Source organism: Inquilinus limosus (assembly GCF_002195995.1).
Taxonomy (GTDB): Bacteria; Pseudomonadota; Alphaproteobacteria; order DSM-16000; family Inquilinaceae; genus Inquilinus; species Inquilinus limosus_C.
In genome coordinates this window covers 1-24883 of the sequence record NZ_NHON01000058.1, presented here as the reverse complement: position 1 = coordinate 24883, position 24883 = coordinate 1, and the positions used below count along the sequence as shown (strand labels likewise).

The window sequence follows — 24883 nt, the reverse complement described above, 5'->3', positions numbered from 1 at the left end:
CACCGCCCCGGCGGGCTAATCAAGAGGCCCATGCTTCCGCCCGGGCCGCCGCCGCGCTATGGCTTGATCATAGGATTCGAGGAGAGGCCCGTGCCCGCTGCGTCGATCGCCGTGATGACCGAGACCGCGATGGTGGTGCGCTTCGGCGAGATCATCGACCCCGCGATCGCCGACGCCATCCATGCCCTGGCGCTGTCGCTGCAGGGCGACCCGTTCCCCGGCTTCGTCGAGGCCTCGCCCGGCTTCGCCACCCTGGCCGTGTTCTTCGACCCCGACGCGGTGCCGCGCGACCGTGACGAGCCGCCGGCGGCCACGGTGCAGCGGCTGCTGGAGGCGCGGCTCTCCGGCCTCGACCCCGCGGCGCTGGGCGAGCCCCGGCTGGTCGAGATCCCGGTCGCCTATGGCGGCGCCTTCGGCCCGGACCTGGCCGAGCTGGCGCAGCATCACGGCCTGACCGAGGAGGAGGTAATCGCCCTGCATTCCGGCGGCGAGTACCGGGTGCACATGATCGGCTTCACCCCCGGCTTCCCCTTCCTCGGTGGGCTGACCGAGCGGCTGGCGACGCCGCGCCGGGCCTCGCCGCGGCTGAGGATCCCGGCCGGCACCGTCGCCATCGGCGGGCCGCAGACCGGCATCTACCCGGTCGAATCCCCCGGCGGTTGGAACCTGATCGGCCGCACGCCGTCGGCGCTGTTCCTGCCGGGCGAGGACCCGCCCTGCCTGCTGCAGGCGGGCGACCGCATCCGCTTCCGCCCGATCGCGGCGGACGAGTACGAGGCCCTGGCCGGAGACGCCAAGTGACCATCGCCGTTCTCGACCCCGGCCTGCTGTCGACGGTGCAGGATCTCGGCCGCTTCGGCCATCGCCGCCACGGCGTGGTGGTGGGCGGGGCGATGGATCGGCGGTCGCACGCCGTCGCCAACATCCTGGTCGGCAACGACCCCGGCGCCGCCACCATCGAGATGACGCTGATGGGCGCCGCGCTGCGCTTCGAGGCCGAGACGCTGGTGGCGCTGGCCGGCGGCGGCATGCGCGGGACGATCGGCGGCGAGGCGGTGTCCCTGCGCCGGCCGGTGCTGGTGCCGCAGGGGGCGGAGCTGCGCTTCACACCGACCAATATCGGCTGCCGCGCCTATCTGGCGATCGCCGGCGGCATCGCCGTGGCGCCGGTGCTGGGCAGCCGGTCGACCTATCTGCGCGCCGGCCTCGGCGGGCATCAGGGCCGTGCGCTGCAGGCCGGCGCGCAGATAGGTCGACNCGCGGCCGGCGGGCGACGGGCTGCCGGCCGGCGCCCCGACGGCGCTGGGCGCGCGCCTGGCCGGGCTGCTGGCGGCGGAGCGCGGCGACCGGCCTTTCGCCACCACCGGCTGGTCCGCCGCCGCCGACCTCGACCCGTCGCTGCGGCAGTCGCCGCATGTTCGGGTGCTGCCCGGGCTGCAGGCGACCGCCTTCGACCGCGACAGCCTGGCCGCCTTCCATGCCGAGCGCTACACCATCAGCCCGCGCTCCGACCGCATGGGCTACCGGCTGGACGGGCCGGCGCTGAGCCTGTCCTACCCCCGCGACCTGCTGTCCGAGGCGGTGACGACCGGCACGGTCCAGGTGCCGCCCGAGGGCAGGCCGATCGTGCTGATGGCCGATGCCCAGAGCACCGGCGGCTATCCGCGCATCGCCCAGGTGATCGAGGCGGACCTGCCGGTGCTGGGCCAGCTTCGGCCCGGCGACGTGCTGCGCTTCGTGCCGGTCGGGCTGGGGGAGGCGGAGGAGCGGCGCCGGCGGGCGCGGCTGGACCTGCGGCGGCTGGCCGTCGGGGTCATGGTCCACGCCGGAATGTGATCGGGGGACAGAGATGCTTGCGACGATCCGCGACACCGCGATCTGGTTCGACATCGACGGCGCCGGGCTGGTGCCGGAGGGCGGGGCGATGCGCGAACGGCCGACCGGCTTCCTGATCCATGGCGGCCCGGGCTCCGACCACAGCGGCTTCAAGCCGAGCATGAGCCCGCTGGCCCAGCACATGCAGCTAGTCTATTTCGACCATCGCGGCCAGGGCCGCTCCGCCCGCGGCGACCCGGCGCGCTACACGCTGGACGAGAATGTCGAGGATATGGAGGCGCTGCGCCGCCATCTCGGGCTCGGGCCGATCGCCAGCATCGGCACCAGCTATGGCGGCATGGTCGCGATGGCCCATGCCGCCCGGTATCCGGAGGCGGTGTCGCATCTGGTGCTGATCGTCACCGCCGCCCATGCCGGCTTCCACGACCGGGCGCGGCAGATCCTGCGCGAGCGCGGCAATCCGGAGCAGATCGCGGCCGGCGAGATGTTGTGGGCCGGCGGCTTCCGCGGCGAGGCGGATCTGGAGCGCTATTACGAGGCGATGGGGCCGCTCTATTCCCGCCGCTGGGACACGGCGGCGGCCGCGGCGACGCGGGGCCGGGCGATCCATTCTCCCGACGCGATCAACCAAGCCTTCGGCCCCGGCGGCTTCCTGCGAAAGCTCGACCTGCGGCCGGAGCTGGCGCGGATCACGGCGCCGACCCTGATCCTGGCCGGCCGGCACGACTGGATCTGCCCGCCGGAGTTCTCCGAGGAGATCCACCGCCTGATCCCCGGCTCGACCCTGCGCATCTTCGAAGACAGCAGCCATTCGATCCGCGTCGACGAGCCGGAGGCGCTGCGGGCGGCGATCGCGGGGTTCGTGGCGGGCTGAGGCCGTTTCCCGCCCCTCCCATTGTCATCCTCGGGCTTGACCCGAGGATCCAGGGGTTTTCAGAGCCGTTTCCGGTGGCCCCTGATGGCCGGGTCAAGCCCGGCAATGACAGGAAGGGAGTGGCTTGGTCAATTCAGCAGAAAATCTGCGTGGTTGATCCGCAAACCACATGGTGGCACGCCTTTCAGCACCCGAAGGAAGGACGATTCGATGCGCCATCACATCCTGATCGGCTTGGTCGCCGCCGCGCTGTGGAGCGGGGCGGCGGGGGCGGAGACCCTGCTGTCCCGCGGCAATGGCGGCCAGCCCGAGACGCTGGACGTGCACAAATCGGTCGGCATCCCGGAAGCCTGGATCGAGCTCGACCTGTTCGAGGGGTTGCTGGCGCCGGGGCCGAAGGGCGAGCTGGTGCCCGGCGCGGCGGAAAGCTGGACAGTCTCCGACGACGGCAAGACCTACACCTTCAGGCTGCGGGCCGACGGCAGATGGTCGGACGGCAGCCCGGTGACGGCGCAGGACTTCGTCTATTCCTGGCGCCGCCTGGTCGACCCGAAGACGGCGGCGCCCTACGCCTATTTCCTCGACCGTATCGTCGGGGCGAAGGAGGTGCGGCTGGGCCAGAAGCCGGCAGAGGCGCTCGGCGTGCGCGCCGTCGACGACCGCACGCTGGAGGTCAGCCTGCTCGGCCCGACCAGCTATTTCCTGTCGATGCTGGTCAACAACTCGACCTTCCCGGTGAACCGCGCGAATGTCGAAGCATTCGGCGCCGCCTTCGCCCGGCCGGGCAACCTGGTGTCGAACGGCGCCTATGTGCTGGCCGAGGACGTGCCGCAGTCGCATATGACGTTGCGCAAGAATCCGCAATTCCATGATGCGGCGAGTGTGAAGATCGACACCGTCCGCTATGTCGTGACCGAGGATGTCGACAGCGAGCTGGCGCGCTTCAAGGCCGGCGAGCTGGACGTCACCACCGAGGTGCCGAGCCAGCAGGTGCCGGCGCTGCGGCAAAGCAACGCCGCTGAGCTGCACATCGCCCCCTATCTCGGCATCTACTTCTACGCCATCAATCTGAACCACGAGCCGTGGAAGAGCAGCCCGGAGTTGCGCCGCGCCCTGTCGCTGGCGGTCGACCGCGAAATCATCATCGACAAGGTGGCGCGGGGCAACCAGACTGCGGCCTACAGCTTCGTGCCGCCCGGCACCAGCGGCTTCCCGGCCTGGCAGCCGGAGGAGGCGGGCTGGACCCAGGAACGGCGCGACCAGGAGGCGAAGGCGCTGCTGGCCAAGGCCGGCTACGGTCCGGGCAAGCCGCTGCAGGTGAAGATCACCTACAACACCTCGGAGAACCACAAGAAGATCGCCGTGGCGATCGCTGCGATGTGGAAGCAGAAGCTCGGCGTCGACACCGTGCTCGAGAACCTGGAATGGTCGACTTACCTGACCCAGCATCACCAGAAGCAGTTCCAGGACTTCGCCCGCACCGGCTGGATCGGCCAGTATGACGACGCCAACTTCTTCCTGGAGCTACAGCGCAGCGGCATCGGCGAGCTCAGCACCTCGGACTACTCCAATCCGGCCTATGATTCGCTGCTGGACCAGGCCTCGGCCGAGACCGATGCGGCCAAGCGGGCCGCGATCCTGCAGCGGGCGGAGCGGCTGATGATCGCCGACACGCCGGTGATCCCGATCTTCTTCTACACCAGCCGTCACCTGGTCTCGCCGGCGGTGAAGGGCTGGGCGGACAATCTGCGCGACCAGCACCCGACCCGCTGGCTGTCGGTCGAGCGGTAGGGCAACCCCTTCCGTCGCTGGAGTCTTTATCCCTCACCGTCATTGCGAGGAGGCGAAGCCGACGAAGCAATCCAGGGGCCGGTACGAGCTGCCCCTGGATTGCCTCGCTGCGCTCGCAATGACGGTTTTGACAAACCCGGCGCAGACGTCCGGGCCGCCCTGCCTCCGGGGCGGTTGACACCGACCCGCCCCGCCGGGTCATCTGCGGGCCATGACCACGGCCCGACGCACCCTGCCGCGCCTGCTGCACCGCGCCCACAACGCCTATCTCAGGCTGCGCAAGCCGCTGACCCTCGGCGCCCGCATGGTGGTGCGGGACGGGGAGGGGCGCTTCCTGCTGGTGCACCACACCTACCGCCCCGGCTGGTTCTTCCCCGGCGGCGGCGTCAAGAAATGGGAGAGCTTCGAGGCCTGCGCCGTGCGCGAGGCGCGCGAGGAGGCGGCGGTCGAGGTCGAATCGGGAGCCCGGTTGTTCTCGGTCTACGCCCATTTCGACCAGCTTCGCTGCGACCATGTCGCGCTGTTCCTGGCCGACCGCTGGCGCCCGTCGGGCGGCCGCCTGTCCTTCGAGATCGCCGAGGCCCGGTTCTTTCCGGCCGACGCCCTGCCGCGCGACATCCACGGCGCCACCCACCGCCGGATCCAGGAGATCCTCGGCCACCGCAGCATCGACCCCGTCTGGTGACGATCATGACCGAACCCGCGACCCTGCCCACCGCCCCGGCTCCTGGCGACCGCCTGGCCCAAATCCAGGAGTTCTTGCTGGTCTGCGACCAGTTCAAGCAGATCACCCGGCAGAACTACCTGACCGATGGCAGCCGGCGCGAGACCGACGCCGAGCACACCTGGCACATGGCGCTGTACGCCCTGCTGCTGAAGGACGAGATCGGCTTCGAGGTCGACATCGCGAGGGTGCTGTCGCTGGTGCTGACCCACGACCTGGTCGAGATCCATGCCGGCGACACCTTCGCCTATGACGATGTCGGCCGGCAGGACCAGGCGGCGCGCGAGGCAGAGGCGGCGGTGAAGCTGTTCGGCCTGCTGCCGCCCGACCTGCGCGACAAGGTGCATGGCTGGTGGACCGAGTTCGAGGCCGGCGAGACGCCGGAGGCGCGCTACGCCCGCGCGCTCGACCGGCTGCAGGCCTTCGCCCAGAACGTGATGAGCGGCGGCAAGTCCTGGCACGAGCACGGCGTCACCCGCACCCGCACCTTCAGCCGGATGCAGGAGGCGCTGGACGCCGACCCGACGCTGCGGCTGCTGGTCGAGCGGCTCTACGGCCATGCCGACCGAGAGAAGAGCTGGGTTCCTGAGCCGGCGGCGAAATCGGAAGGATAGGCCGGAGCCACCCCCTCACCCGAAATCGCTGTCGCGATTTCGACCTCTTCCCAAGGAGAGGTGACGAGGCGACGCCCAGTTCCCCTCTCCTCGGGGAGAGGGAGGGACCCATCGCGCAGCGATGGGAGGCTGAGGGGGAGAGCCGCTGTCGAGCGAATAGCCCAGACTACGCCTGTACCCCCTCCAGCCGGACACGGTCCTCGGCAAGCGTCGCCGCCAGCCAGTCGGCGACCACCCGGATGCGCGGCACGTCCCGGGCCGGGGCCGGCACCACGATCCACAGCTCGCGGCTGGCCACCGGTATCGGGCCCGACAGGCGGCGCAGGCCGGGCACGGCCTCCGCGAGGTAGCAGGGCATCACCGCGCGCCCCAGCCCGGCGCGCACCGCGGCCAGCAGTTCCGCCCCGCCGGTGACCCGCAGCACCGGGTCGGTGCCGCCGGGCTGGTCGCGCAGCCAGACCATCTGCGGCGTGGCATCCAGTGCCGGCTCCAGCGCGATCCAGTCCTGGGCCGCGCCGTCTTCCGGCCCATAGACCGCATGGCCGATGCGGACGCCCAACCGGGCCGCGAGATCGCCGGAGCGCGGGCGGGCCTGGCGCAGGGCGATGTCGGCATCCCGCCGCTCCAGATCGGTGTTGATGTCGGTGCTCAGCACGGTGGGCCGCAGCCCGGGATGGCGGCGGCGCAGATCACCCAGCCGCGGGACCAGCCAGGCGGCGGCGAAGCCGGGCAGGACCGAGATCGTGACCGGGCCCGACAGCGCGGCGTCACGGTCATGGGCCGCGTGCTGGATGGCGATCGCCGCCCGCTCCATCGTCTCCGCCTCGGCGGCCACCGCGGCGCCGACCGGCGTCGGCCGGAACCGCCGGTCGACACGCTCGAACAGCGGCGTGCCCAGCACCGCCTCGGCGGCGGCCATGCGCCGCGACACGGTGGTCTGGTCGACCCCGAGCGCCTGCGCGGCGGCGGAGGCGGTGCCGTGCCGGGCGAGCGCCAGGACGAAGCGGGCGAGATCCCAATCCATTCCTGCAGTATTGCAGAATGATTCGGCAGAATCTCGGCTTTCCTGCAGGCGAGGCAGCGATCAAATCTGGGCGCATGACCCGCCGCGATCCCGCGGCGGCCCGATCCCGGAGAGCCGGATGAAGCTGTATTACGCCCCCGACACCTGCTCGTTCTCGCCGCACATCGTGCTGCGTGAGCTGGGCCTGCCCTACACCCTGGTCCGGGTCGACAACCGCACCAAGACCACCGCCGATGGCGGCGACTTCCTGGCGATCAACCCCAAGGGCTATGTCGCGGCGCTGCAACTGGACGACGGCCGGGTGCTGACCGAGGGGCCGGCGATCCTGCAGTACCTGGCCGACCTGAAGCCGGAGGCCGGGCTGGCGCCGGCGAATGGGGCCTGGGAGCGGGTGCGGCTGCAGGAATGGCTGGCTTTCATCTCCAGCGAGATCCATGCCGGCCTCAGCCCGCTGTTCAATGCCGCCCTGCCGGAAGAGGCGAAGGCGGTCTTCCGCGACAAGCTGGCCCGGCGTCTCGCCGTGGTCGAGACGACGCTGCAGCGGCAGGACCATCTGCTCGAGGGCGGCTTCAGCGTCGCCGATGCCTATCTGTTCACGGTGCTGGGCTGGACCCGGTTCTTCGCCATCGACCTCGGCCACTGGCCGGCGATCGCGGCCTATATGCGGCGCATCGGCGCCCGCCCCTCGGTGGCCGCCGCGCTGGCCGCCGAGGCGCCGGCCCAGGCCGCCTGACCCCTTCCTTCCAGGAGACGAAGATGCATCCCAAGACCCTGCTCGAGCACGCCGGCGCCCGGCTGGAACCCGCCGCCCTCTCTGAATCGGTGCTGGTGCTGATCGACATGCAGCGCGAATACAGCGATGGCGGGCTGACCCTGCCGGGCGTCGGACCCGCGGTGGAGGAGGCCGCGGCGCTGCTGGCCCGGGCGCGCCGGCTGGGCACCCCGGTGATCCATGTGCTGAACGAGCGCAAGGGCGGTCTGTTCGACGTCGACGGCCCCTATGTCGCCCCGATCGCGGCGGTGGCGCCGGCGGACGGCGAGGTGGTGGTCAAGAAGGGCCTGCCCAACGCCTTCGCCGGCACCGATCTGGCGGAACGCATCGCCGCCGCCGGGCGCAAGAAACTCGTGACCATCGGCTTCATGACCCATATGTGCGTCGACGCCACCACCCGCTCGGCGGTCGACCACGGCCTGTTCTCGACGGTCGTGGCCGCGGCCTGCGCCAGCCGCGACCTGCCGGACCCGCTGGGCGGCGTGCGGCCGGCGGCGGAGGTGCACCGCGCGGCGCTGGCCGCCCTGGCCGACCGCTTCGCCGTGGTGGCGGCGCGGGGGGATGCCGTCCGCGACTGACGCGCTATCCTTCCGGGAAGGGGCGGCCGTCGGGGCCGCCCGTCCCATCGCGAGGACCGCCATGGCCGCGAAGCCGCACGCCTATCCGCCCGCGGAGGTCGAGGCCCGCCTGGCCCGCGACCTGCCGCGCTGGCGCTACCAGGATGGCAACCTCTATCGACGCTACGAGACCCATGGCTGGAAGGGCACGATGCTGGCGATCGGCGCCATCGGCCACCTGGCCGAGGCCGCCTGGCATCACCCGGAGATCGCGGCGTCCTGGGGCTGGGTCGAGGTGCGGCTGAACACGCATGATGCCGGCGGCGGCATCACCGACCGCGACTTCGCCCTGGCCCGCAAGATCGAGGAGGTGGTGGCCTGGCAGCCGGCCCGCGACGGCGCCGGGCTGGACGGCCCGCCGGCTGATCCGAGGCATGCCTACCTCAAGTACGATTGAGTGACGCCGTAGAGAGCCGGCCGAGCCAATCCCAAACCGTCATGGCGAGCGAAGCGTGGCCATCCAGTGCCGCAGCCGGAGCGGGCCCCGCCAACCTGGATGGCCACGCCCCTTCGGGGCTCGCCATGACGGTTCTGGGAATCTCCGGCCGGTAAAACCTCAGCCCTCGCGGCGGCGCTCGAAGCGGACGCCGATCGACTGGGCCTCGGGGAAGACGTCGAGCTTCTCGACCTCGGCCACCGCCCGCAGCACCATCGGATGGGCCATGGCGAGGTCCAGCACATGCTCGGCGACCGTCTCGATCAGCCGCACATGCTCGCGCTCGGCCAGGGCCTGCAGCCCCTGCACCAGCCCCTCATAGGAGGGCACGCGCCCGATGTCGTCGCCGATGCCGCCGGCCGGCAGCTCGACCTCCATCTCGACGCTGATGCGGACGCGCTGGCGCCGCTCCTCCTCATGGGCATAGACGCCGATCGACATCGGCACGACGAAGTCGCGCAGCCGGATCAGATAGGTCGCCGGGCGCGCGGTCTCGGCGGCCGGAAAGGCGGCTGTCTTCGATCCGCCGCGCGTGACGAGCGGGATCGGGGAACGGTACGGGGCACTCATGGGTCAAGGCTGTCCGATTGGCGGACGCTGGCCGTGGCTCTGCCGGCCGAGGGTCCGATGGCGAGGCACGGGCGGTCTGGCCGTGCGATGGCCTCAGGTCCGCATCGTGCCGCGATCGGCCGGGGAAGGCGAGAGGAAATCCACGCACTGCATGCATGGCTCCCGCGACCCCGGCGAGGCGGATCCGGACCGGATCAGGTCGTCAGCAGGATGGCCCCGCGGCCCTCGATCGGCTCCGCCCCGGCGATCTTGGCGACGATGTCGCCCGGCCGCACCAGGCGATGCAGCCCCTGCGACCACAGCACCCCGTCGACCCCGGCATGGAGCGGCGTACGCGCCTGGGCCGGGTCGGCCGCGGTCGGGTCGACGATGTCGGCGACATGGTCGCCGCGGCGCAGCCGGGCGCCGAGCGGCTGCGAGTAGGTGACGATGCCGGCGACCGGGGCGCGCAGCATCTCGTTGCCGGCCAGCGGCGTGGCCTCGCACCGCGCCGCGGGCAGCGGGCCGGGGGCGCCGGCCACCACGCCGCGGCGCTGCAGGAAGCGGATCAGCGCGTCGGCGTCGGCGCCGGCGGTCTCGTCATCGACATCGGCCTGGCCGCGCAGCTCGATCGTCGCCGCCAGGCAGGCGGGCGGCAGCGTCTGGCCGTCGCCCAAGAGGCGCGGCAGCACCCACCAGGGCGAGGAATTGGCCTCGTCGAACGGGTTGTCGCCGGATTCCTCGGCCAGCAGCACCACCTCGGCCTCGAACTCGCGGGCCAGGTCCTCGGCGTCCGGCCACAACGGTGTGCCGAGATAGACATGCACCGGCGCCCGGTTGTCGCAATGCAGGTCCAGCACGAAATCCGCATCGATCGACAGGCCCAGCAGCGTCTTGCGCAGGGCGCCGGTCTCGTCCGCCGGCTGCTGCTCCGCCAGCGCCGCCAGCAGGGCCGCGCGCACCAGCCGGACGTCGCGCTCGGCATCGCCGGTCAGCTGGCCGGCGATGCGCGGCGCCACGATCGGGGCCAGGTCCGGGTAGTGCCGGTTGAAGTTGCCGCGGCCGTCCAGGGCGAAGCGGCCGACATGGTATTCCAGCACCGATTGCGACAGGCCGATCGGGTTGGCCGCCGGCACCACCACGATCTCGCCCTGGATCGCCCCGGCCGCGTCCAGCGCGTCGAGCCGGCGCAGCAGGTGGTGGGCGGCCAGCATGCCCGGCAGCTCATCGGCATGCAGCCCTGCCTGGATGTAGGCTTTGGGGCGGGCGCCGGGCTGGCCGTAGCGGTGCACCGTGACGGCGCGGCTGGTGCCGAGGGCGGGGGAGGGCAGCGGGATCCGGGTGACGCTCTTGCTCATGGCGGCTCTCTGGCTGAAGGCGCGGCACCCTAGCGCAGCGGCGGCAGGATGGCATCCATCGCTAGTTGGTTAAATTTTCATCATCATCGAAATCTCTGCTCAAATTTCGATCATTCCGGAGATCCTCTCCGCCATTGCCGCCCGGTTCTGCCGGTCTCCGGCAAAACCGGCACGGCACTTGCTTCACCCCTCGGCGAAAGGGCGGTTCGTGCCGGTGCCGAACAGGGCGGCTGCCGACCGTCAGCCGGAAGGACGAAGGCTGGAGACAACTCGATGAAGCGGACGTTTTGGGGACTGGGAGGCGCAGTTTCCGCCTTGCTGATGGCGCTGCCGGCGATGGCGCAGGACGCGGCGCCGACACTGAACTCCGGCGACACCGCCTGGATGCAGACATCGACGGCGCTGGTGCTGATGATGACCATCCCGGGGCTGGCGCTGTTCTATGGCGGCATGGTGCGCAAGGCCAATGTGCTGTCCATCCTGATGCAGTGCTTCGCCATCACCTGCCTGGTCAGCATCATCTGGATGGTGCTGGGCTACAGCCTGGCCTTCGGCCCCGGCGGCGCCTATGTCGGCGACCTGTCGCGCGGTTTTCTGAAGGGCCTCGAGGTCGGCGCGCTGAGCGGGACGATCCCCGAAAGCGTGTTCATGATGTTCCAGATGACCTTCGCGATCATCACCCCGGCGCTGATCGTCGGCGCCTTCGCCGACCGCATGAAGTTCTCGTCGCTGCTGGTCTTCACCACCCTGTGGTCGATCGTCGTCTATTCGCCGATCGCGCATTGGGTGTGGCAGTCCAATGGCTGGCTGTTCGGGGCCGGCGTGCTCGACTTCGCCGGCGGCACGGTGGTGCACATCAATGCCGGCATCGCCGGGCTGGTGGCCTGCATCGTGATCGGCAAGCGGCACGGCTACGGCGCCGGCGTGGTCCATGCCTTCGCCCCGCACAACCTGGTGCTCAGCGTCATCGGCGCCTCGCTGCTGTGGGTGGGCTGGTTCGGCTTCAACGCCGGTTCGGCGCTGGCCGCCGGCGGGTTGTCGGGCATGGCCTTCGCCGTGACCCACATCGCCACCGCCGCGGCGGCGCTGGCCTGGATGCTGGTCGAGTGGGGCGCCAAGGGCAAGCCCAGCGTGCTCGGCATCATCTCCGGCGCGGTGGCCGGCCTGGTGGCGATCACCCCGGCCTCCGGCTTTGTCAACCCGATGGGGGCGCTGGCGATCGGCATCGCCGCCGGCATCATCTGCTACTTCTCCGCGACCTCGCTGAAGAAGGCGCTGGGCTATGACGACTCGCTCGACGTCTTCGGCGTGCACTGCGTTGGCGGCATCGTCGGCGCGATCCTGACCGGCGTCTTCGCCGACCCGGCGATCAACTCGCTCGGCACCGGCCTGCTCTACGGCAACCCCGGCCAGGTCTGGATCCAGGTCGAGGGCGTGCTGGCGACGCTGATCTGGAGCGGCGTGGTCACCGCGGTGCTGCTGTTCCTGATCAAGGCGGTCATGGGCATCCGGGTTTCGGAAGAGGCGGAGCGCGACGGCCTCGACCTCGCCCTGCACGGCGAGGCGGTGCAGTAACGCTGCCGCATATGGCGGCCAGACTTGGGGCGTCCTTCTGGACGCCCCTCTTTTTTGCGCCGGGCTTCGGCCCTGATCCGGCACCGCCAGTTTTTCGCGCAGCGCATCCAGGTCGCGGCCGGCGGCGCCCTGGTGCTGCCGGTCGGCGGCCAGGCGGCCTATGAGGGGCAGGAGCCCTTCACCCCGCCCTGGGCGGCCTGACGCCGGCGCAGACGCAACCTCAATTCGTCCCGGGGCGAACCGTGATGTGGCGGGCCGGCCCTCGGCCGTATCCGCCTGCCTTCGGGGAGGATACGATGAAGTTCATCGCAATCGGCATCGCGGCGGGGCTGCTCCTCGCTGCTTCGGCCTTCGCCATGGATGATCCGGCGAAGACCATGAAGACCTCGGCCGGAGAGGTCTATACGGACGAGAAGGGCATGACGCTCTACGTCTACGACAAGGATGAGGCCGGAAAGTCCAACTGCGTCGACAAATGCGCCGCCAACTGGCCGCCGTTCAAGGCCGCGGCCGGCGCCACGGCCATGGGCGAGTGGACCGTCGTCAAGCGCGCCGACGGCACCATGATGTGGGCCTATGACGGCAAGCCGCTCTACACCTATGTCAAGGACCAGAAGGCCGGGGATGTCACCGGCGACGGCGTCGGCGGTGTCTGGCACGTCGCCAAGCCGGACTGAGCGCTGCCGGAAAAGGAGAGGGCGGCCGAAGCCGCCCTCTCTGCTCCGATGGAACCTTCGGTCCGCGTCAGCGGGCCTGGGACATGGCGATCGCGGTGTCGCCCATCCGGTTCGAGAAGCCCCATTCGTTGTCGTACCAGGTCATGATCCGGACGAAGGTGCCGTCGATGACCTTGGTCTCGTTGATCGCGAAGATCGACGAGCGGGGATCGTGGTTGAAGTCGGTCGACACCAGGTCTTCCTCGTAGAAGCCGAGGATATCCTTGAGCTTGCCGCCGGCGGCCTGCTTGATCGCCGCGTTGACCTCCTCGACCGTGGTCGGGCGCTTGGCGACGAACTTGAAGTCGACCACCGAGACGTTCGGCGACGGCACGCGGATCGAGGTGCCGTCCAGCTTGCCCTTCAGCTCCGGCAGCACCTTGCCGACAGCCTTGGCGGCGCCGGTCGAGGTCGGGATCAGGTTCAGCGCCGCGGCCCGGGCCCGGTGCAGGTCCTTGTGCATCGTGTCGACGATGCGCTGGTCGCCGGTGTAGCTGTGGATCGTGGTCATGAAGCCGTGATCGATGCCGATCGCGTCATGCAGCACCCAGGCAACCGGCGCCAGGCAATTGGTGGTGCAGGAGGCGTTGGAGACGATGGTGTGCGCGGCCGTCAGCTTGTCGTGGTTGACGCCGTAGACGACCGTCAGATCCTCGTCCGTCGCCGGGGCCGAGATCAGCACCTTCTTGGCGCCGGCCGTCAGCTGCTTGGCCGCGTCGTCGCGTTTGGTGAAGATGCCGGAGCATTCCAGCGCGATCTCGACGCCCATCGCGCCCCAGGGCAGCTGGGTCGGGTCGCGCTGCTGCACCGCCTTGATGCCGTGGCCGTTGACGATCAGCGTGTCGCCCTCGACCTGGACATCGAACGGCGCCCGGCCGTGCACGCTGTCGTATTTCAACAGATGCGCATTGGTCTTGACGTCGGCGAGGTCGTTGATCGCGACCACCTCGATGTCCTTGCGCCCGGATTCGATCAGCGCCCGCAGCACCAGGCGACCGATGCGCCCGAACCCGTTGATGGCAACCTTCACGGCCATGTCGTCTTCTCCGATCCGATGGTCTTGTACCGATAGCGCGTGGGGAACCAACCCGTTCCCTTTCGTGCGGGAAGGGCTGGTTCCCGGCTTCGGCGTTACAGCTTGGCCTTGGCGGCGGCGACAACCGCCTCGGCCGTGATCCCGAAATGTTTGTACAACTGCTCATAGGGGCCCGAGGCGCCGAAGCCGGTCATGCCGACGAAGGCACCGTCCGGGCCGATATAGTGGTCCCAGCCATGGCGCACGCCGGCCTCGACCGCGATGCGGACCACGCCCTGGCCCAGCACCCGGCGGCGGTAGTCCGACGGCTGGCGGTCGAACAGCGCCGTGCAGGGCATGGAGACCAGGCGGGTGCCGATGCCCTCGGCCTCCAGCAGGTCGCGCGCCTCGTTGGCGATCGACACTTCCGAGCCGGTGGCGACCAGCAGCACGCGCGGCGTGCCGGTGGCCTCCCGCAGGATGTAGCCGCCCTTGGCCGACAGGTTCTCGGCATTGGCGTCCAGCCGCAGGGTCGGCAGGTTCTGGCGGGTCAGCGCCAGCACCGACGGCGCGTCCTGGGTTTCCAGCGCGATCTGCCAGGCCTCGGCGGTCTCGACCGCGTCGCAGGGGCGGAACACCATCAGATGCGGGATCGCCCGCAGCGCCGAGACATGCTCCACCGGCTGGTGGGTCGGGCCGTCCTCGCCCAGGCCGATCGAGTCATGGGTCATGACGTAGACGACGCGCTGGCGCATCAGCGCCGCCAGGCGGATCGACGGGCGGCAATAGTCGGTGAAGGTCAGGAAGGTGGCGCCGTAGGGGATGACGCCGCCATGCAGCGTCAACCCGTTCATCGCCGCCGCCATGCCGTGCTCGCGCACGCCGTAGCGGATGTAGCGGCCGCCATACTTGCCCGGCTCGATATCGGTCGAGACCTTGGTCTTGGTGTTGTTCGACGGCGTCAGGTCGGCCGAGCCGCCGATCAGCTCCGGGATCGCCGGCACCAGCAACTCCAGCACCTGGCCGGAGGCGGTGCGGGTGGCCAGGCTCGGCTTGGCCGCGGAGGTCTCGGCCTTGAACTTGGCCAGGATGCCGTCGAGGCCGGAGGGCAGCGTCCCGTCCATGGCATGGCGGAAGGCGGCGCGGGTCTCGGCCGGGGTCTTGGCCAGCCGGGCGTCCCAGGCCTGGCGCTCGGCGTCGCCGCGCTTGCCGATCTCGCGCCAGGCGGCGATCGTCGTCTCCGGCACCTCGAAGGGCGGGTAGGGCCAGTTCAGGTTGGCGCGGGTTGCCGCGACCTCGTCCTTGCCCAGGGCCGAGCCGTGGACGCCGCTGGTGCCCTGCTTGTTCGGCGCGCCCCAGCCGATGATGGTGCGGCAGGCGATCAGGCTCGGCCGGTCATCGGCCAGCGCCGCGTCGATGGCGGCGGCGATCGCGTCGGTGTCGTGGCCGTCGACGCGTTGGACGTGCCAATGGTAGCCCTCGAACCGCTTCTGCACATCGTCGCTGAAGGACAGCGAGGTCGGGCCGTCGATGGTGATGTGGTTGTCGTCATAGAGGACGATCAGCCGGCCCAGCTTCAGATGCCCGGCCAGCGAGCAGGCCTCGTGGCTGATGCCCTCCTCGAGGTCGCCGTCGCCGCAGGTGACCCAGGTGTGGTGGTTCACCAGCTCGTCGCCGAAGCGGGCGTTCAGGATGCGCTCGGCCAGCGCGAAGCCGACGGCGTTGCCCAGGCCCTGGCCCAGCGGGCCGGTGGTGGTCTCGATCCCGGCCTCGTGGTCGACCTCCGGATGGCCCGCGGTGTGATGGCCCAGCTGCCGGAAGTGCTTGATCTCGTCGAGCGTGATCTTGCTGTTGCCGGTCAGGTACATCAGCGAATAGAGCAGCATCGAGCCGTGGCCGCCGGACAGGATGAAGCGGTCGCGGTCGGCCCAGGTCGGGTGGGCGGCGTCGAACTTCAGGTAGCGGCTGAACAGCACCGTGGCGACGTCGGCCATGCCCATCGGCATGCCGGGATGGCCGCTCTTCGCAGCCTCAACCGCGTCCAGGGACAGGAAGCGGATGGCGTTCGCCATGTCTGAGTGGGTCACGGTCCGGGGGCTGTCGCTCATGGCATCGATCCGTTCGGGGCACGGGGATCCGGCGATGGCCCGCCCAGGCGTCAAGGCGGGCTGTCGTCGGGGGCGGCGGCACCATGCAGCCCGGCGTCCCCCGCGTCAATGCCACCAAATGCCCAATTCGGGCCGAAATCGTGGGCCGAAAGGTCCGACATTCCCGCCGCCGGCCCGGGGGCGGACGGAAGGGCTGGAGGTCGGCCCGGCGCTGCGCTAGACAAGTCGGACATATCGGCCGGAACGCATGCCGGCGACGGGGTTCGGAGATCTGGGATGGAACAGTTCGACGGGGTGCGCCTGGCGCGGCCGGTGCTGGAGGATTTCGCGGCGGCGCTGCTGCGCGGTGCCGGCATGTCGGATGACGCCGCGGCAGCGACGTCGCGGGCGATGACCGACGCCTCGGCCCGCGGCGTCGACACCCATGGCGTCCGGCTGGTGCCGTTCTATCTCGACCAGCTGCAGAACGGCCGGGTCAACCCGGCCCCGGCCGTGACCGCGACCCGCACCGCCCCGTCCTGCGTCGTCGTCGACGCCGATGGCGGCCTGGGCCACCTCGCCAGCTACCGCGCCATCGATGAGGCGGCGAAACTGGCGGAGGAGACGGGGCTGGCCGCGGCGGTGGTCACCCGCTCGTCCCATCACGGCGCCACCGGCGTCTATACCCTGGTGGCGGCGCAGCGCGGCTTCATCGCCTTCGGCTGCACCCATGCCGACGCGCTGGTGGTGCCGCATGGCGGGGTGAAGCCGTTCTTCGGCACCAACCCGATCAGCTTCGCCGCCCCGGCGCGGGACGAGGAGCCGATGCTGCTGGACATGGCGACCAGCGCCATCCCGCTGAACCGCGTGCATCTGCGCCGCGACACCGGCACCCCGCTGCCACCGGAGGTCGCGGTCGGCGATGACGGCATCGCCACCACAGACCCTCATGTCGCCACCGGCCTGATCCCGGTCGGCGGGCTGGGCTACGGCTACAAGGGCGCCGGGCTGGCGATGATGGTGGAAATCCTGTGCGCCAGCCTGACCGGCATGCCGCATGGCTTCCGCATGACCAAGTTCACCGGCCCGGGCGAGCCTGTGCATATCGGCCATTTCTTCCTGCTGCTGAAGCCGCGGGCCTTCGCCGCCGGCGGCTATGAGGACTCGCTGGCGGCGATTCTCGCCGATCTGCGGTCGCAGCCGGCCCAGCCGGGGCAGGAGGTGATGGCGCCGGGCGACCCGGAGAAGCGGGAGGCGGCGGAGCGCGCGGCCCGCGGCGTGCCGCTGGACCGCCGCACCTGGGAGCGTCTGGCAGCCTTCGCCGGCACGGTCGGCGTGACTGTTCCTGAAGCGTCCGTTGACGCAGGGCAGGCCGACGCATAGTTTCAGCCGGATGACGCTGGATCTGGAGTCCCGCCCATGAGCGGGTTGACCGCCGAGCTGGACCGACTGGAGCGCGCCCTGGAGCGCCTGGATGCCGCTGTCGCGGCCCAGGAGGAGCGCCGCCAGACGCAGATCGATGAGATTTCGGACCGCGTGCGCTCGCAGGCGGTGACCGAGATCGAGACCGAGCTGCGCGAGGATACGGCGACGGTGGCGGCGCGGGTCACCCAGGTGATCCAGCGCATCGAGACCCTCTTGGAAAAGTAACGCCGTGGCCCGGGTCGAAATCAATCTCAACAACCGCCCCTATCCGATCGCCTGCGAGGACGGGCAGGAGCCGCGCGTTCGCGAGGTCGCCGCCTTCGTGCAGGACCGGATCCGCGAGATCCAGGGCTCGGTGCGGTCGGCCACCGACACGCATCTGCTGGTCATGGTCGCCCTGATGCTGGGCGACGAGCTCCTGGACCTGCGCGAGGGCAAGATCCCGGGCGCTGTGGCCGCGGCGCCGTCGCCGCTGGACGACCCCGAACTGTCGTCACGGCTGCAGAAGCTCGCGGATCGGATCGAGGCCATTGCAGCCCGGGTCGAGACGCCCTAAATCTGTTCGCGGAGCGGGGCTGCGCGGTGCGACAGGTCGCTTTGTCCCTGGGGCCGATGCGCTTCTCTTAGGGGGCTGTCCCTGCCGGGATCGTGGTCCTGGACACACGGCACCCACCTGCTGTTGCAGGGCCCAAGAGGAGACGATATGACCACCGGCCGATGCGGCTCCGCTACCACCTCTTTCGGCTCGCATGCGAGCGTTTCTCTCAAATCCCAGCACCGTCATTGCGAGCGCAGCGAAGCAATCCAGGGGCCGCTTGGCGTGGCCCCTGGATTGCTTCGTCGGCTTCGCCTCCTCGCAATGACGGGATGGGGCATGCCTTTCGAGATCTCTCCCCATGCCTGACGGGACCGAGCTGCGCGACGCCAAGAAGGCGTTCCGGGCTGCGGCGCGGGAGCGTCGTGCCGTCTATCACGCCGAGCACGGCGCCGGGGCGGGCGGGCGGCTGCGCGACATCGTCCTGCAGGCGATTCCCCTGCCTCCCGGTGGAGTGGTCAGCGGCTACCTGCCGATCGACGACGAGCTCGACCCGCTGCCGCTGCTGCGCGCCGTGATCGGCCGCGGCCATCATGCCTGCGTGCCGGTGGTGCAGGGCAGGGGGCAGCCGCTGGTGTTCCGCGACTGGACGCCCGAGGCACCGCTGGTCGAGGGCGTGTTCGGCGTGTCGGTGCCGGCGCCCTCGGCGCCGGAGCGGGTGCCCGACCTGCTGTTCGTGCCGCTGCTCGGCTTCGACCGCAAGGGCTTCCGCATGGGCTACGGCGCCGGCTTCTACGACCGCACCCTGGCCGGGCTGCGGGCGCGGAAGCCCGTGCTGGCGGTGGGAATCGGCTATGCCGGGCAGGAGGTCACGGCGGTGCCGGTCGGCCTGCACGACGAGGCTTTGGATTGGATCGTGACGGATCGCGAGGCGATCCGCATTGCTGTGTGAAACGGATTTCGGATGCGCATTCTGTTCCTGGGGGATGTTGTCGGCCGTGCCGCCCGTGTGGCGGTGATGGAGCAGGTGCCGCGGCTGCGGCAGCGCCTGGACCTCGACTTCGTGGTGGTCAACGGCGAGAACTCGGCCGGCGGCTTCGGCATCACCCCGAAGATCGCCGAGGAGTTCTACGAGTCGGGCGTCGACTGCCTGACCACCGGCAACCATGTCTGGGACCAGCGTGAGCTGCTGGGCACCATCGACCGCGACTCGCGGATGGTGCGCCCGGCCAATTTCCCGGCCGGAACGCCGGGACGCGGCGCCACCCTGCTGCAGGCCCGTGGCGGCCGCCAGGTGCTGGTGGTCAACATCATGGCGCGGCTGTTCATGGACGCGCTGGACGATCCCTTCGCCGCGGTCGACCGGCTGCTGGCCGACATGGCGATGCCGGGCGTGGTCGACGCCATCGTGGTCGATTTCCACGGCGAGGCGTCGAGCGAGAAGATGGCGATGGGCCATCACCTCGACGGCCGGGTGACGCTGGTGGTCGGCACCCACACCCATATCCCGACCGCCGACCTGCATATCCTGCGCGGCGGCACCGCCTACCAGACCGATGCCGGCATGTGCGGCGACTATGACAGCGTCATCGGCATGGGGAAGGAGCCGGCGATCGCCCGCTTCATCCGCAAGATGCCGACCGAGCGGCTGACGCCGGCGGAGGGCCAGCCGACGATCTGCGGCCTGGTGCTGGAGACCGACGAGACCACGGGACTCGCCCGCAAGGTCGAGCCGCTGCGGATCGGCGGCCGGCTGGCACCGGCCTGGCCGAGCGGCTTCGCCCCCGCCGAGCCCGCCGGCTGAGCCATTCATCTGATTTCTTTGAAATTGCGCCTATCTGATTGCTGGGAAACGGAATATCCGTGCCCGGAAATATTCGTGCCCCTTCCCTCCGGGCCACAGAACCGCCATAATCTGGGCCTAACGCGGCGCCAGTGAGCGTGCGGTGGCGCTTGCCGTCGCCCGTCCGGCCGCATATCTCTCGCGCCGCGAATTCTCCAAGTCAGTCAGGCACTGCCCCATGGCCGGTCATTCACAGTTCAAGAACATCATGCACCGCAAAGGCGCCCAGGACGCCAAGCGGGCCAAGATCTTCACCAAGCTCCAGCGCGAGATCACCGTTTCCGCCAAGCTCGGCCTTCCCGACCCGGCGATGAATCCGCGCCTGCGCGCCGCCATCCAGGCCGCGCGCAAGGAGAATATGCCGAAGGACAACATCGACCGGGCGATCAAGCGCGCCACCGGTGACGGCAACGACAGCGACTATGTCGAGATCCGCTACGAGGGCTACGGCCCGGCCGGCATCGCCGTGATCGTCGAGGCGCTGACCGACAACCGCAACCGCACCGCGGCGGATGTGCGCTCGATCTTCGCCAAGCATGGCGGGTCGCTGGGCGAGACCAACTCGGTCAGCTTCATGTTCAACCGGGTCGGCGAGCTGGTGTTCCCGGTCAAGGCGGCCAGCGCCGACGCGATGTTCGAGGCGGCGCTGGAGGCCGGCGCCGACGACGTGCAGAGCGACGATGAGACCCACACCGTGACCACCACGGTCGAGGGCTTCGCCGCCGTGCGCGACGCGCTGGAAGAGACGTTCGGCGCGCCGGATTCCTCGGGCCTGGTCTGGCGGCCGCTGAACAGCGTGGCGCTGAACGAGGAGCAGGCGGCGTCGCTGCTGAAGCTGCTCGACACGCTCGAGGACAGCGACGACGTGCAGCGGGTCTCGGCCAATTTCGAGATTCCGGACGACGTCATGGCGCGGCTGACGGCCTGAGCGGCGGAGGGGATATGGAGCACAGGATGGCGAGGGCAGGGGGGATGGGGCGCCGATGAGGATCCTCGGCCTCGACCCCGGGCTGCGCCACACCGGCTGGGGCGTCCTGGATGTCGACGGCAACCGGTTGCGCTACATCGCCGACGGCAGTGTCGATTCCGACGACAAGGCCGACCTCGCCACCCGCCTGGTGCAGTTGCATGACGGGCTGACCGCCGTGCTGCGCGAGTGGACGCCGGACGAGGCGGCGGTCGAGGAGACCTTCGTCAACAAGAACCCGACCTCGACCCTGAAGCTGGGCCTGGCCCGCGGCGTGGTGCTGCTGGTGCCGGCCCTGGCCGGGCTGCGGGTCGCGGAATACGGCGCCAACCACATCAAGAAGTCGGTGGTCGGCGCCGGCCATGCCGACAAGACCCAGGTCCAGCACATGGTGCGCATGCTGCTGCCGGGCACGACGTTCCGGACCCCGGACGCGGCCGATGCGCTGGCCGTGGCGATCTGCCACGCCCATCACCGCCAGACCGAGGCCAGCATCGCCGGCATCCGGCTGCAGGCGGCGCGATGATCGCCCGGCTGCGCGGCCTGCTGGACAGCGCCGGGGCCGATCACGCCGTGATCGACTGCAGCGGCGTCGGCTATCTGGTGTTCTGCTCGCGCCGCACCCTCGGCCTGCTCGGCGGCCCGCGCGAGGCGGTGGCGCTGCATGTCGAGACCCATGTGCGCGAGGACCACATCCATCTCTACGGCTTCGCCGACACGACGGAGCGCGACTGGTTCCGCCTGCTGACCACGGTGCAGGGGGTGGGCGCCAAGGTGGCGCTGGCTATCCTGTCGGTGCTGTCGCCGGACCAGGTGGCCACCGCCATCGCCGCCGGCGACAAGGCGATGCTGGCCCGGGCCGAGGGTGTCGGGCCGAAGCTGGCCGGCCGCATCGCGTCGGAGCTGAAGGACAAGGTCGGCGGCATTGCCCTCGGGCCCGCTGTCGCCGCGTTCCACACCGGCGGGGCTGCCCCGGCGGCCGCCACTGCCGAGGCCGGCGCCGCGTCCGACGCGGTCTCCGCCCTGGTCAATCTCGGCTACGGCCGGGCCGAGGCCTTCGCCGCGGTGGCCAGGGCCGGCGGCAAGCTGGGGCCGGAGGCGACGGTGTCGGCGATCATCCCCGCCGCCCTGCGTGAGCTGGCGTCATGAGCGGGGACGCCGACCGCATCGTCACCGGCGAGCGCCAGGGCGACGACGACGCCTCGCTGCGGCCGCAGACGCTGGAGGATTTCGTCGGCCAGCGCGAGGTCTGCGACAATCTCCGCGTCTTCGTCACCGCCGCGCGCAGCCGGGCCGAGGCGCTGGACCATGTGCTGTTGTTCGGCCCGCCCGGGCTCGGCAAGACCACGCTGGCGCAGATCGTGTCGCGCGAGCTCGGCGTCGGCTTCCGCGCCACCTCCGGCCCGGTGATCGCCCGCGCCGGCGACCTGGCGGCGATCCTGACCAATTTGCAGCCGCGCGACGTGCTGTTCATCGACGAGATCCACCGCATGAACCCGGCGGTGGAGGAGATCCTCTATCCGGCGATGGAGGACTTCCAGCTCGACCTGATCATCGGCGAGGGGCCGGCGGCGCGGTCGGTGCGGATCGACCTGCCGCCCTTCACTTTGGTCGGCGCCACCACCCGGTCGGGCCTGATCACCACGCCGCTGCGCGACCGCTTCGGCATCCCGCTGCGGCTGAACTTCTACGGCACGCCGGAGCTGGAATCGATCGTCGCCCGCGGCGCCCGGCTGCTGGGCTGCCCGCTGACCGACGAGGGCGCGCACGAGATCGCCAAGCGCTCGCGCGGCACGCCGCGCATCGCCGGCCGGCTGCTGCGCCGGGTGCGCGACTTCGGCGCGGTGGCCGGGCTGGCGCAGATCGACGCCCGTGCCGCCGACCAGGCGCTGAAGCGCCTCGATGTCGACGAGGCCGGGCTGGACGCGATGGACCGGCGCTATCTGCGCCTGATCGCGGAGCATTACGGCGGTGGCCCGGTCGGGGTCGAGACGCTGGCGGCGGCGCTGAGCGAGCAGCGCGACATGATCGAGGACGTGATCGAGCCGTACCTGCTGCAGCAGGGCCTGGTGCAGCGCACGCCGCGCGGCCGCGTGCTGGGCGACCGCGGCTACCGCGCCCTCGGCCTGGCCGAGCCGAAGCGCGGCGCCTCCCAGCTCGACCTGCTGGCGGAAGACGAGCCGTGAGCGCGCCGCATCTCTTCCCCGTCCGGGTCTATTGGGAGGACACGGACGGGTCGGGCATCGTCTACCACGCCTCCTATCTGCGCTTCGCCGAGCGGGCGCGGACGGAGCTGCTGCGCGCCGCGGGCTTCGAGCAGTGGACGATGCTGGAACAGACCGGCATCGCCTTCGCCGTGCGCCATTGCGTCATCGATTTTCGCCGCTCCGCCCGCCTCGACGACCGGCTGGCGGTCGAGACCGTGGTGACGGCGATCGGCGGCGCCAGTCTCGAAATGTCGCAGGCGATCCGGCGGGATGGGGATGACATCGTCACATTGCTGCTGAAATTGGCCTGCATCACTCGTGACGGCCGGGCGGCGCGGATGCCGCCGCGGCTGCGCGAGGTGTTCAATGCGATCAAGCACCAGACCGCGTCGCACGCGGCGGGATGAAGGGCGAAGGGTATGGAGCAGTCGGTGATCGATACGGCCCAGGCGGTCGGGCAGGGTGCCGTGCACAATCTGAGCATGTGGGGCCTGTTCCTGCAGGCCGATGTGATCGTCAAATTCGTGATGCTGCTGCTGCTGGCGGCATCCGTCTGGTGCTGGGCGATCATCTTCGAGAAGTGGATCCGCGTCCGGCGGCTGAACCGCCAGGCGGATGCCTTCGAGGATGCGTTCTGGTCCGGCGGGTCGCTCGACGACCTCTACGACCAGGTCGGCGCCAACCCGCCCGACCCGATGGCCGCCACCTTCGCCGCCGGCATGAAGGAATGGCGCATCGCCGCCGATCGTGGCATCGGCGCCTCCGGCAGCATGCGCGCCGGGCTGCAGCAGCGCATCGACCGGGTGATGCAGGTGACCATGACGCGTGAGCTCGGCCGGGTCGAGCGCGGCATGACCGTGCTGGCCTCGGTCGGGTCGACCGCGCCCTTCGTCGGCCTGTTCGGCACGGTCTGGGGCATCATGAACTCGTTCCAGTCGATCGCCGCCCAGGCCGACACCAGCCTCGCCGTGGTGGCGCCGGGCATCGCCGAAGCGCTGTTCGCCACCGCCATCGGCCTGTTCGCCGCCATCCCGGCCACCACCGCCTACAACAAGTTCTCGAACGACCTGAACAAGTATGCCGAGCGGCTGGAGAACTTCGCCGGCGAGTTCGGCGCGATCCTGTCGCGCTACCTCGAGGACCGCAGCTGATGGGCGTCTCCCTGTCCCACGCCACCGGCCGGGCCCGCAGCGGCCGCCGCCGCACCCTGCGCCCCAACGCCGACATCAACGTCACGCCCTTCGTCGACGTCATGCTCGTCCTGCTGATCGTGTTCATGGTCACGGCGCCGCTCCTGACCGTCGGCGTGCCGGTCGACCTGCCGCAGACCCGCGCCCAGAACATCCCGACCAAGGAGCAGCCGCTGCAGGTCACCATCGACGCCCAGGGCCAGATCTACGTGCAGAAGAAGCAGGTGGCGATGGAGGACCTGGTGCCGATGCTGACCGCGATCGCCAAGGCCCAGTCCCAGGGCGCCGCGGCGGGCGCTGGCGGTGGCCCGGCCGAGACCCGGATCTTCGTGTTCGGCGACCAGGCGCTGGCCTATGGCCGGATCATGCAGGTGATGGGCGCCATCACCTCCGCCGGCTTCACCCGCGTGGCGCTGATCTCCGAGACGCCGAAGGGCCAGGCGGCCCTGACGCCGGCCCCCGCACCGGCCCCGAGGCGCTGACAAGAGTCCCATGCGTCCCAGTCTCATCATCTCCCTGGCCCTGCACGCGATCCTGCTGATCGTGCTGATGTTCGGGCTGCCGCTGTTCCGGCGCGACGCGCCGGCCATCGCGGTCGTGCCGGTGGAGATCGTCAGCGCCGATGCGGTCGGCGCGGGCGCGACCGGCGAGATCGCGCCCGACCGCCCGCCGGCCCCGGATGCCACCGGCGACGCCGACGCGCCGCCGCCCCCGGCCGCGGCCAAGAC

29 protein-coding genes, 1 other RNA gene and 2 pseudogenes are annotated in these 24883 nt (G+C 70.5%); 27 read left to right on the top strand and 5 right to left on the bottom strand.

The window, feature by feature from the left end; all coding sequences use genetic code 11:
- The first annotated feature begins 90 nt into the window (after positions 1-90).
- The 7 genes and pseudogenes from pxpB to BWR60_RS24795 all read left to right on the top strand — a co-directional run bounded on the left by pxpB (position 91) and on the right by BWR60_RS24795 (position 5839).
- A complete protein-coding gene (gene pxpB, locus BWR60_RS24825; RefSeq protein WP_218823660.1) occupies positions 91-801 on the top strand; it encodes a 5-oxoprolinase subunit PxpB in 711 nt (236 codons plus the stop codon).
- Positions 798-1262: pseudogene (locus BWR60_RS39045) on the top strand (biotin-dependent carboxyltransferase family protein); the annotation flags it as partial. The gene pxpB and the pseudogene BWR60_RS39045, both read left to right, overlap by 4 nt.
- Positions 1263-1278: 16 nt before the next feature.
- A complete protein-coding gene (locus tag BWR60_RS38575) occupies positions 1279-1836 on the top strand; it encodes a hypothetical protein (protein ID WP_088153994.1) in 558 nt (185 codons plus the stop codon).
- A 13-nt stretch (positions 1837-1849) separates the two neighbouring features.
- Positions 1850-2710 (top strand): alpha/beta fold hydrolase, encoded by an 861-nt coding sequence (locus BWR60_RS24810; protein ID WP_088153992.1) that lies wholly within the window; start codon positions 1850-1852, stop codon positions 2708-2710.
- A gap of 210 nt (positions 2711-2920) precedes the next feature.
- The gene (locus BWR60_RS24805; RefSeq protein WP_179221938.1) at positions 2921-4501 is read left to right on the top strand and encodes a peptide ABC transporter substrate-binding protein; all 1581 of its coding nucleotides are present in this window, start codon (positions 2921-2923) and stop codon (positions 4499-4501) included.
- A gap of 211 nt (positions 4502-4712) precedes the next feature.
- Positions 4713-5186, top strand: a complete 474-nt coding sequence (locus tag BWR60_RS24800; protein WP_088153988.1) for an NUDIX domain-containing protein — start codon at positions 4713-4715, stop codon at positions 5184-5186.
- A gap of 5 nt (positions 5187-5191) precedes the next feature.
- Positions 5192-5839, top strand: coding sequence for an HD domain-containing protein (locus BWR60_RS24795; protein WP_144445741.1), 648 nt, complete (start codon positions 5192-5194; stop codon positions 5837-5839).
- 166 nt (positions 5840-6005) lie between these two features.
- On the opposite strand, the gene BWR60_RS24790 is transcribed toward BWR60_RS24795, so the two are convergent.
- Positions 6006-6863, bottom strand: coding sequence for a LysR family transcriptional regulator (locus BWR60_RS24790; RefSeq protein ID WP_088153984.1), 858 nt, complete (start codon positions 6861-6863; stop codon positions 6006-6008).
- Between the two features lie 118 nt (positions 6864-6981).
- On the opposite strand from BWR60_RS24790, the gene gstA reads away from it, so the two are divergent.
- From gstA to BWR60_RS24775, 3 genes are all read left to right on the top strand, one after another.
- Complete coding sequence (gstA, locus tag BWR60_RS24785) at positions 6982-7596, top strand: glutathione transferase GstA (protein ID WP_088153982.1); 615 nt, start codon at positions 6982-6984, stop codon at positions 7594-7596.
- A 23-nt stretch (positions 7597-7619) separates the two neighbouring features.
- Positions 7620-8213, top strand: a complete 594-nt coding sequence (locus tag BWR60_RS24780; protein ID WP_088153980.1) for an isochorismatase family protein — start codon at positions 7620-7622, stop codon at positions 8211-8213.
- Between the two features lie 61 nt (positions 8214-8274).
- Positions 8275-8649: a 4a-hydroxytetrahydrobiopterin dehydratase gene (locus tag BWR60_RS24775; RefSeq protein ID WP_088153978.1), complete on the top strand. Its 375-nt coding sequence runs from the start codon at positions 8275-8277 to the stop codon at positions 8647-8649.
- A gap of 159 nt (positions 8650-8808) precedes the next feature.
- On the opposite strand, the gene BWR60_RS24770 is transcribed toward BWR60_RS24775, so the two are convergent.
- Positions 8809-9258: a dihydroneopterin aldolase gene (locus BWR60_RS24770; protein WP_088153976.1), complete on the bottom strand. Its 450-nt coding sequence runs from the start codon at positions 9256-9258 to the stop codon at positions 8809-8811.
- A 194-nt stretch (positions 9259-9452) separates the two neighbouring features.
- Complete coding sequence (locus BWR60_RS24765; protein ID WP_088153974.1) at positions 9453-10595, bottom strand: succinylglutamate desuccinylase/aspartoacylase family protein; 1143 nt, start codon at positions 10593-10595, stop codon at positions 9453-9455.
- Positions 10596-10868: 273 nt separating this feature from the next.
- On the opposite strand from BWR60_RS24765, the gene BWR60_RS24760 reads away from it, so the two are divergent.
- The 3 genes from BWR60_RS24760 (at position 10869) to BWR60_RS24755 (ending at position 12847) form a co-directional block, all read left to right on the top strand.
- The gene (locus BWR60_RS24760; RefSeq protein WP_088153972.1) at positions 10869-12170 is read left to right on the top strand and encodes an ammonium transporter; all 1302 of its coding nucleotides are present in this window, start codon (positions 10869-10871) and stop codon (positions 12168-12170) included.
- A gap of 54 nt (positions 12171-12224) precedes the next feature.
- A complete protein-coding gene (locus tag BWR60_RS37240; protein ID WP_179221937.1) occupies positions 12225-12371 on the top strand; it encodes a hypothetical protein in 147 nt (48 codons plus the stop codon).
- 95 nt (positions 12372-12466) lie between these two features.
- Positions 12467-12847: a COG4315 family predicted lipoprotein gene (locus BWR60_RS24755; RefSeq protein WP_088153970.1), complete on the top strand. Its 381-nt coding sequence runs from the start codon at positions 12467-12469 to the stop codon at positions 12845-12847.
- A 67-nt stretch (positions 12848-12914) separates the two neighbouring features.
- Here BWR60_RS24755 and gap read toward each other — a convergent pair whose 3' ends face one another.
- Positions 12915-13922, bottom strand: coding sequence for a type I glyceraldehyde-3-phosphate dehydrogenase (gene gap, locus BWR60_RS24750; protein WP_088153968.1), 1008 nt, complete (start codon positions 13920-13922; stop codon positions 12915-12917).
- Positions 13923-14017: 95 nt separating this feature from the next.
- Positions 14018-16009, bottom strand: a complete 1992-nt coding sequence (gene tkt, locus BWR60_RS24745) for a transketolase (protein WP_088153966.1) — start codon at positions 16007-16009, stop codon at positions 14018-14020.
- Positions 16010-16285: 276 nt separating this feature from the next.
- Here tkt and BWR60_RS24740 point away from each other — a divergent pair, with 276 nt between their 5' ends.
- The 14 genes and pseudogenes from BWR60_RS24740 to BWR60_RS24675 all read left to right on the top strand — a co-directional run.
- Positions 16286-17371, top strand: a complete 1086-nt coding sequence (locus tag BWR60_RS24740) for an Ldh family oxidoreductase (protein WP_179221936.1) — start codon at positions 16286-16288, stop codon at positions 17369-17371.
- Between the two features lie 36 nt (positions 17372-17407).
- Positions 17408-17638: a hypothetical protein gene (locus tag BWR60_RS24735; RefSeq protein WP_088153962.1), complete on the top strand. Its 231-nt coding sequence runs from the start codon at positions 17408-17410 to the stop codon at positions 17636-17638.
- Between the two features lie 4 nt (positions 17639-17642).
- Complete coding sequence (locus tag BWR60_RS24730) at positions 17643-17969, top strand: cell division protein ZapA (RefSeq protein WP_088153960.1); 327 nt, start codon at positions 17643-17645, stop codon at positions 17967-17969.
- A 13-nt stretch (positions 17970-17982) separates the two neighbouring features.
- Positions 17983-18143, top strand: a non-coding RNA gene (gene ssrS, locus BWR60_RS24725) — 6S RNA.
- Positions 18144-18309: 166 nt separating this feature from the next.
- A complete protein-coding gene (locus BWR60_RS24720) occupies positions 18310-18900 on the top strand; it encodes a 5-formyltetrahydrofolate cyclo-ligase (protein ID WP_088153958.1) in 591 nt (196 codons plus the stop codon).
- 12 nt (positions 18901-18912) lie between these two features.
- Entirely contained in the window at positions 18913-19752 is an 840-nt protein-coding gene (locus BWR60_RS24715; RefSeq protein ID WP_088153956.1) for a TIGR00282 family metallophosphoesterase, read from the top strand.
- Positions 19753-19969: 217 nt separating this feature from the next.
- On the top strand, positions 19970-20719 hold the full coding sequence (locus tag BWR60_RS24710; protein ID WP_088153954.1) for a YebC/PmpR family DNA-binding transcriptional regulator: 750 nt from the start codon (positions 19970-19972) through the stop codon (positions 20717-20719).
- 55 nt (positions 20720-20774) lie between these two features.
- On the top strand, positions 20775-21284 hold the full coding sequence (gene ruvC, locus BWR60_RS24705; protein WP_088153952.1) for a crossover junction endodeoxyribonuclease RuvC: 510 nt from the start codon (positions 20775-20777) through the stop codon (positions 21282-21284).
- Positions 21281-21907, top strand: coding sequence for a Holliday junction branch migration protein RuvA (gene ruvA / locus BWR60_RS24700; protein ID WP_088153950.1), 627 nt, complete (start codon positions 21281-21283; stop codon positions 21905-21907). The genes ruvC and ruvA overlap by 4 nt, the downstream gene beginning before the upstream one ends.
- The gene (gene ruvB / locus BWR60_RS24695) at positions 21904-22944 is read left to right on the top strand and encodes a Holliday junction branch migration DNA helicase RuvB (RefSeq protein ID WP_088153948.1); all 1041 of its coding nucleotides are present in this window, start codon (positions 21904-21906) and stop codon (positions 22942-22944) included. The genes ruvA and ruvB overlap by 4 nt, the downstream gene beginning before the upstream one ends.
- A complete protein-coding gene (gene ybgC / locus BWR60_RS24690) occupies positions 22941-23372 on the top strand; it encodes a tol-pal system-associated acyl-CoA thioesterase (RefSeq protein WP_088153946.1) in 432 nt (143 codons plus the stop codon). The genes ruvB and ybgC overlap by 4 nt, the downstream gene beginning before the upstream one ends.
- Positions 23373-23384: 12 nt before the next feature.
- On the top strand, positions 23385-24116 hold the full coding sequence (tolQ, locus tag BWR60_RS24685) for a protein TolQ (RefSeq protein ID WP_088153944.1): 732 nt from the start codon (positions 23385-23387) through the stop codon (positions 24114-24116).
- Positions 24116-24637, top strand: a complete 522-nt coding sequence (gene tolR, locus BWR60_RS24680; protein WP_088153942.1) for a protein TolR — start codon at positions 24116-24118, stop codon at positions 24635-24637. Before tolQ ends, tolR begins: the two co-directional genes overlap by 1 nt.
- Before the next feature lie 10 nt (positions 24638-24647).
- Positions 24648-24883, top strand: a pseudogene (locus tag BWR60_RS24675) (cell envelope integrity protein TolA); the annotation flags it as partial.

Coding starts and splice junctions, on each gene's coding strand:
- BWR60_RS24790 (WP_088153984.1), bottom strand. CDS start 6,863: ATGGATTGGGATCTCGCCCGCTTCGTCCTGGCGCTCGCCCGGCACGGC.
- BWR60_RS24800 (WP_088153988.1), top strand. CDS start 4,713: ATGACCACGGCCCGACGCACCCTGCCGCGCCTGCTGCACCGCGCCCAC.
- BWR60_RS24760 (WP_088153972.1), top strand. CDS start 10,869: ATGAAGCGGACGTTTTGGGGACTGGGAGGCGCAGTTTCCGCCTTGCTG.
- BWR60_RS24740 (WP_179221936.1), top strand. CDS start 16,286: ATGGAACAGTTCGACGGGGTGCGCCTGGCGCGGCCGGTGCTGGAGGAT.
- tkt (WP_088153966.1), bottom strand. CDS start 16,009: ATGAGCGACAGCCCCCGGACCGTGACCCACTCAGACATGGCGAACGCC.
- ruvA (WP_088153950.1), top strand. CDS start 21,281: ATGATCGCCCGGCTGCGCGGCCTGCTGGACAGCGCCGGGGCCGATCAC.
- BWR60_RS24755 (WP_088153970.1), top strand. CDS start 12,467: ATGAAGTTCATCGCAATCGGCATCGCGGCGGGGCTGCTCCTCGCTGCT.
- BWR60_RS24710 (WP_088153954.1), top strand. CDS start 19,970: ATGGCCGGTCATTCACAGTTCAAGAACATCATGCACCGCAAAGGCGCC.
- ruvC (WP_088153952.1), top strand. CDS start 20,775: ATGAGGATCCTCGGCCTCGACCCCGGGCTGCGCCACACCGGCTGGGGC.
- BWR60_RS24735 (WP_088153962.1), top strand. CDS start 17,408: ATGAGCGGGTTGACCGCCGAGCTGGACCGACTGGAGCGCGCCCTGGAG.
- BWR60_RS24775 (WP_088153978.1), top strand. CDS start 8,275: ATGGCCGCGAAGCCGCACGCCTATCCGCCCGCGGAGGTCGAGGCCCGC.
- BWR60_RS24795 (WP_144445741.1), top strand. CDS start 5,192: ATGACCGAACCCGCGACCCTGCCCACCGCCCCGGCTCCTGGCGACCGC.
- BWR60_RS24810 (WP_088153992.1), top strand. CDS start 1,850: ATGCTTGCGACGATCCGCGACACCGCGATCTGGTTCGACATCGACGGC.
- BWR60_RS24770 (WP_088153976.1), bottom strand. CDS start 9,258: ATGAGTGCCCCGTACCGTTCCCCGATCCCGCTCGTCACGCGCGGCGGA.
- BWR60_RS24715 (WP_088153956.1), top strand. CDS start 18,913: ATGCGCATTCTGTTCCTGGGGGATGTTGTCGGCCGTGCCGCCCGTGTG.
- gstA (WP_088153982.1), top strand. CDS start 6,982: ATGAAGCTGTATTACGCCCCCGACACCTGCTCGTTCTCGCCGCACATC.
- BWR60_RS24805 (WP_179221938.1), top strand. CDS start 2,921: ATGCGCCATCACATCCTGATCGGCTTGGTCGCCGCCGCGCTGTGGAGC.
- tolQ (WP_088153944.1), top strand. CDS start 23,385: ATGGAGCAGTCGGTGATCGATACGGCCCAGGCGGTCGGGCAGGGTGCC.
- BWR60_RS24780 (WP_088153980.1), top strand. CDS start 7,620: ATGCATCCCAAGACCCTGCTCGAGCACGCCGGCGCCCGGCTGGAACCC.
- ruvB (WP_088153948.1), top strand. CDS start 21,904: ATGAGCGGGGACGCCGACCGCATCGTCACCGGCGAGCGCCAGGGCGAC.
- BWR60_RS24720 (WP_088153958.1), top strand. CDS start 18,310: ATGCCTGACGGGACCGAGCTGCGCGACGCCAAGAAGGCGTTCCGGGCT.
- BWR60_RS24765 (WP_088153974.1), bottom strand. CDS start 10,595: ATGAGCAAGAGCGTCACCCGGATCCCGCTGCCCTCCCCCGCCCTCGGC.
- tolR (WP_088153942.1), top strand. CDS start 24,116: ATGGGCGTCTCCCTGTCCCACGCCACCGGCCGGGCCCGCAGCGGCCGC.
- gap (WP_088153968.1), bottom strand. CDS start 13,922: ATGGCCGTGAAGGTTGCCATCAACGGGTTCGGGCGCATCGGTCGCCTG.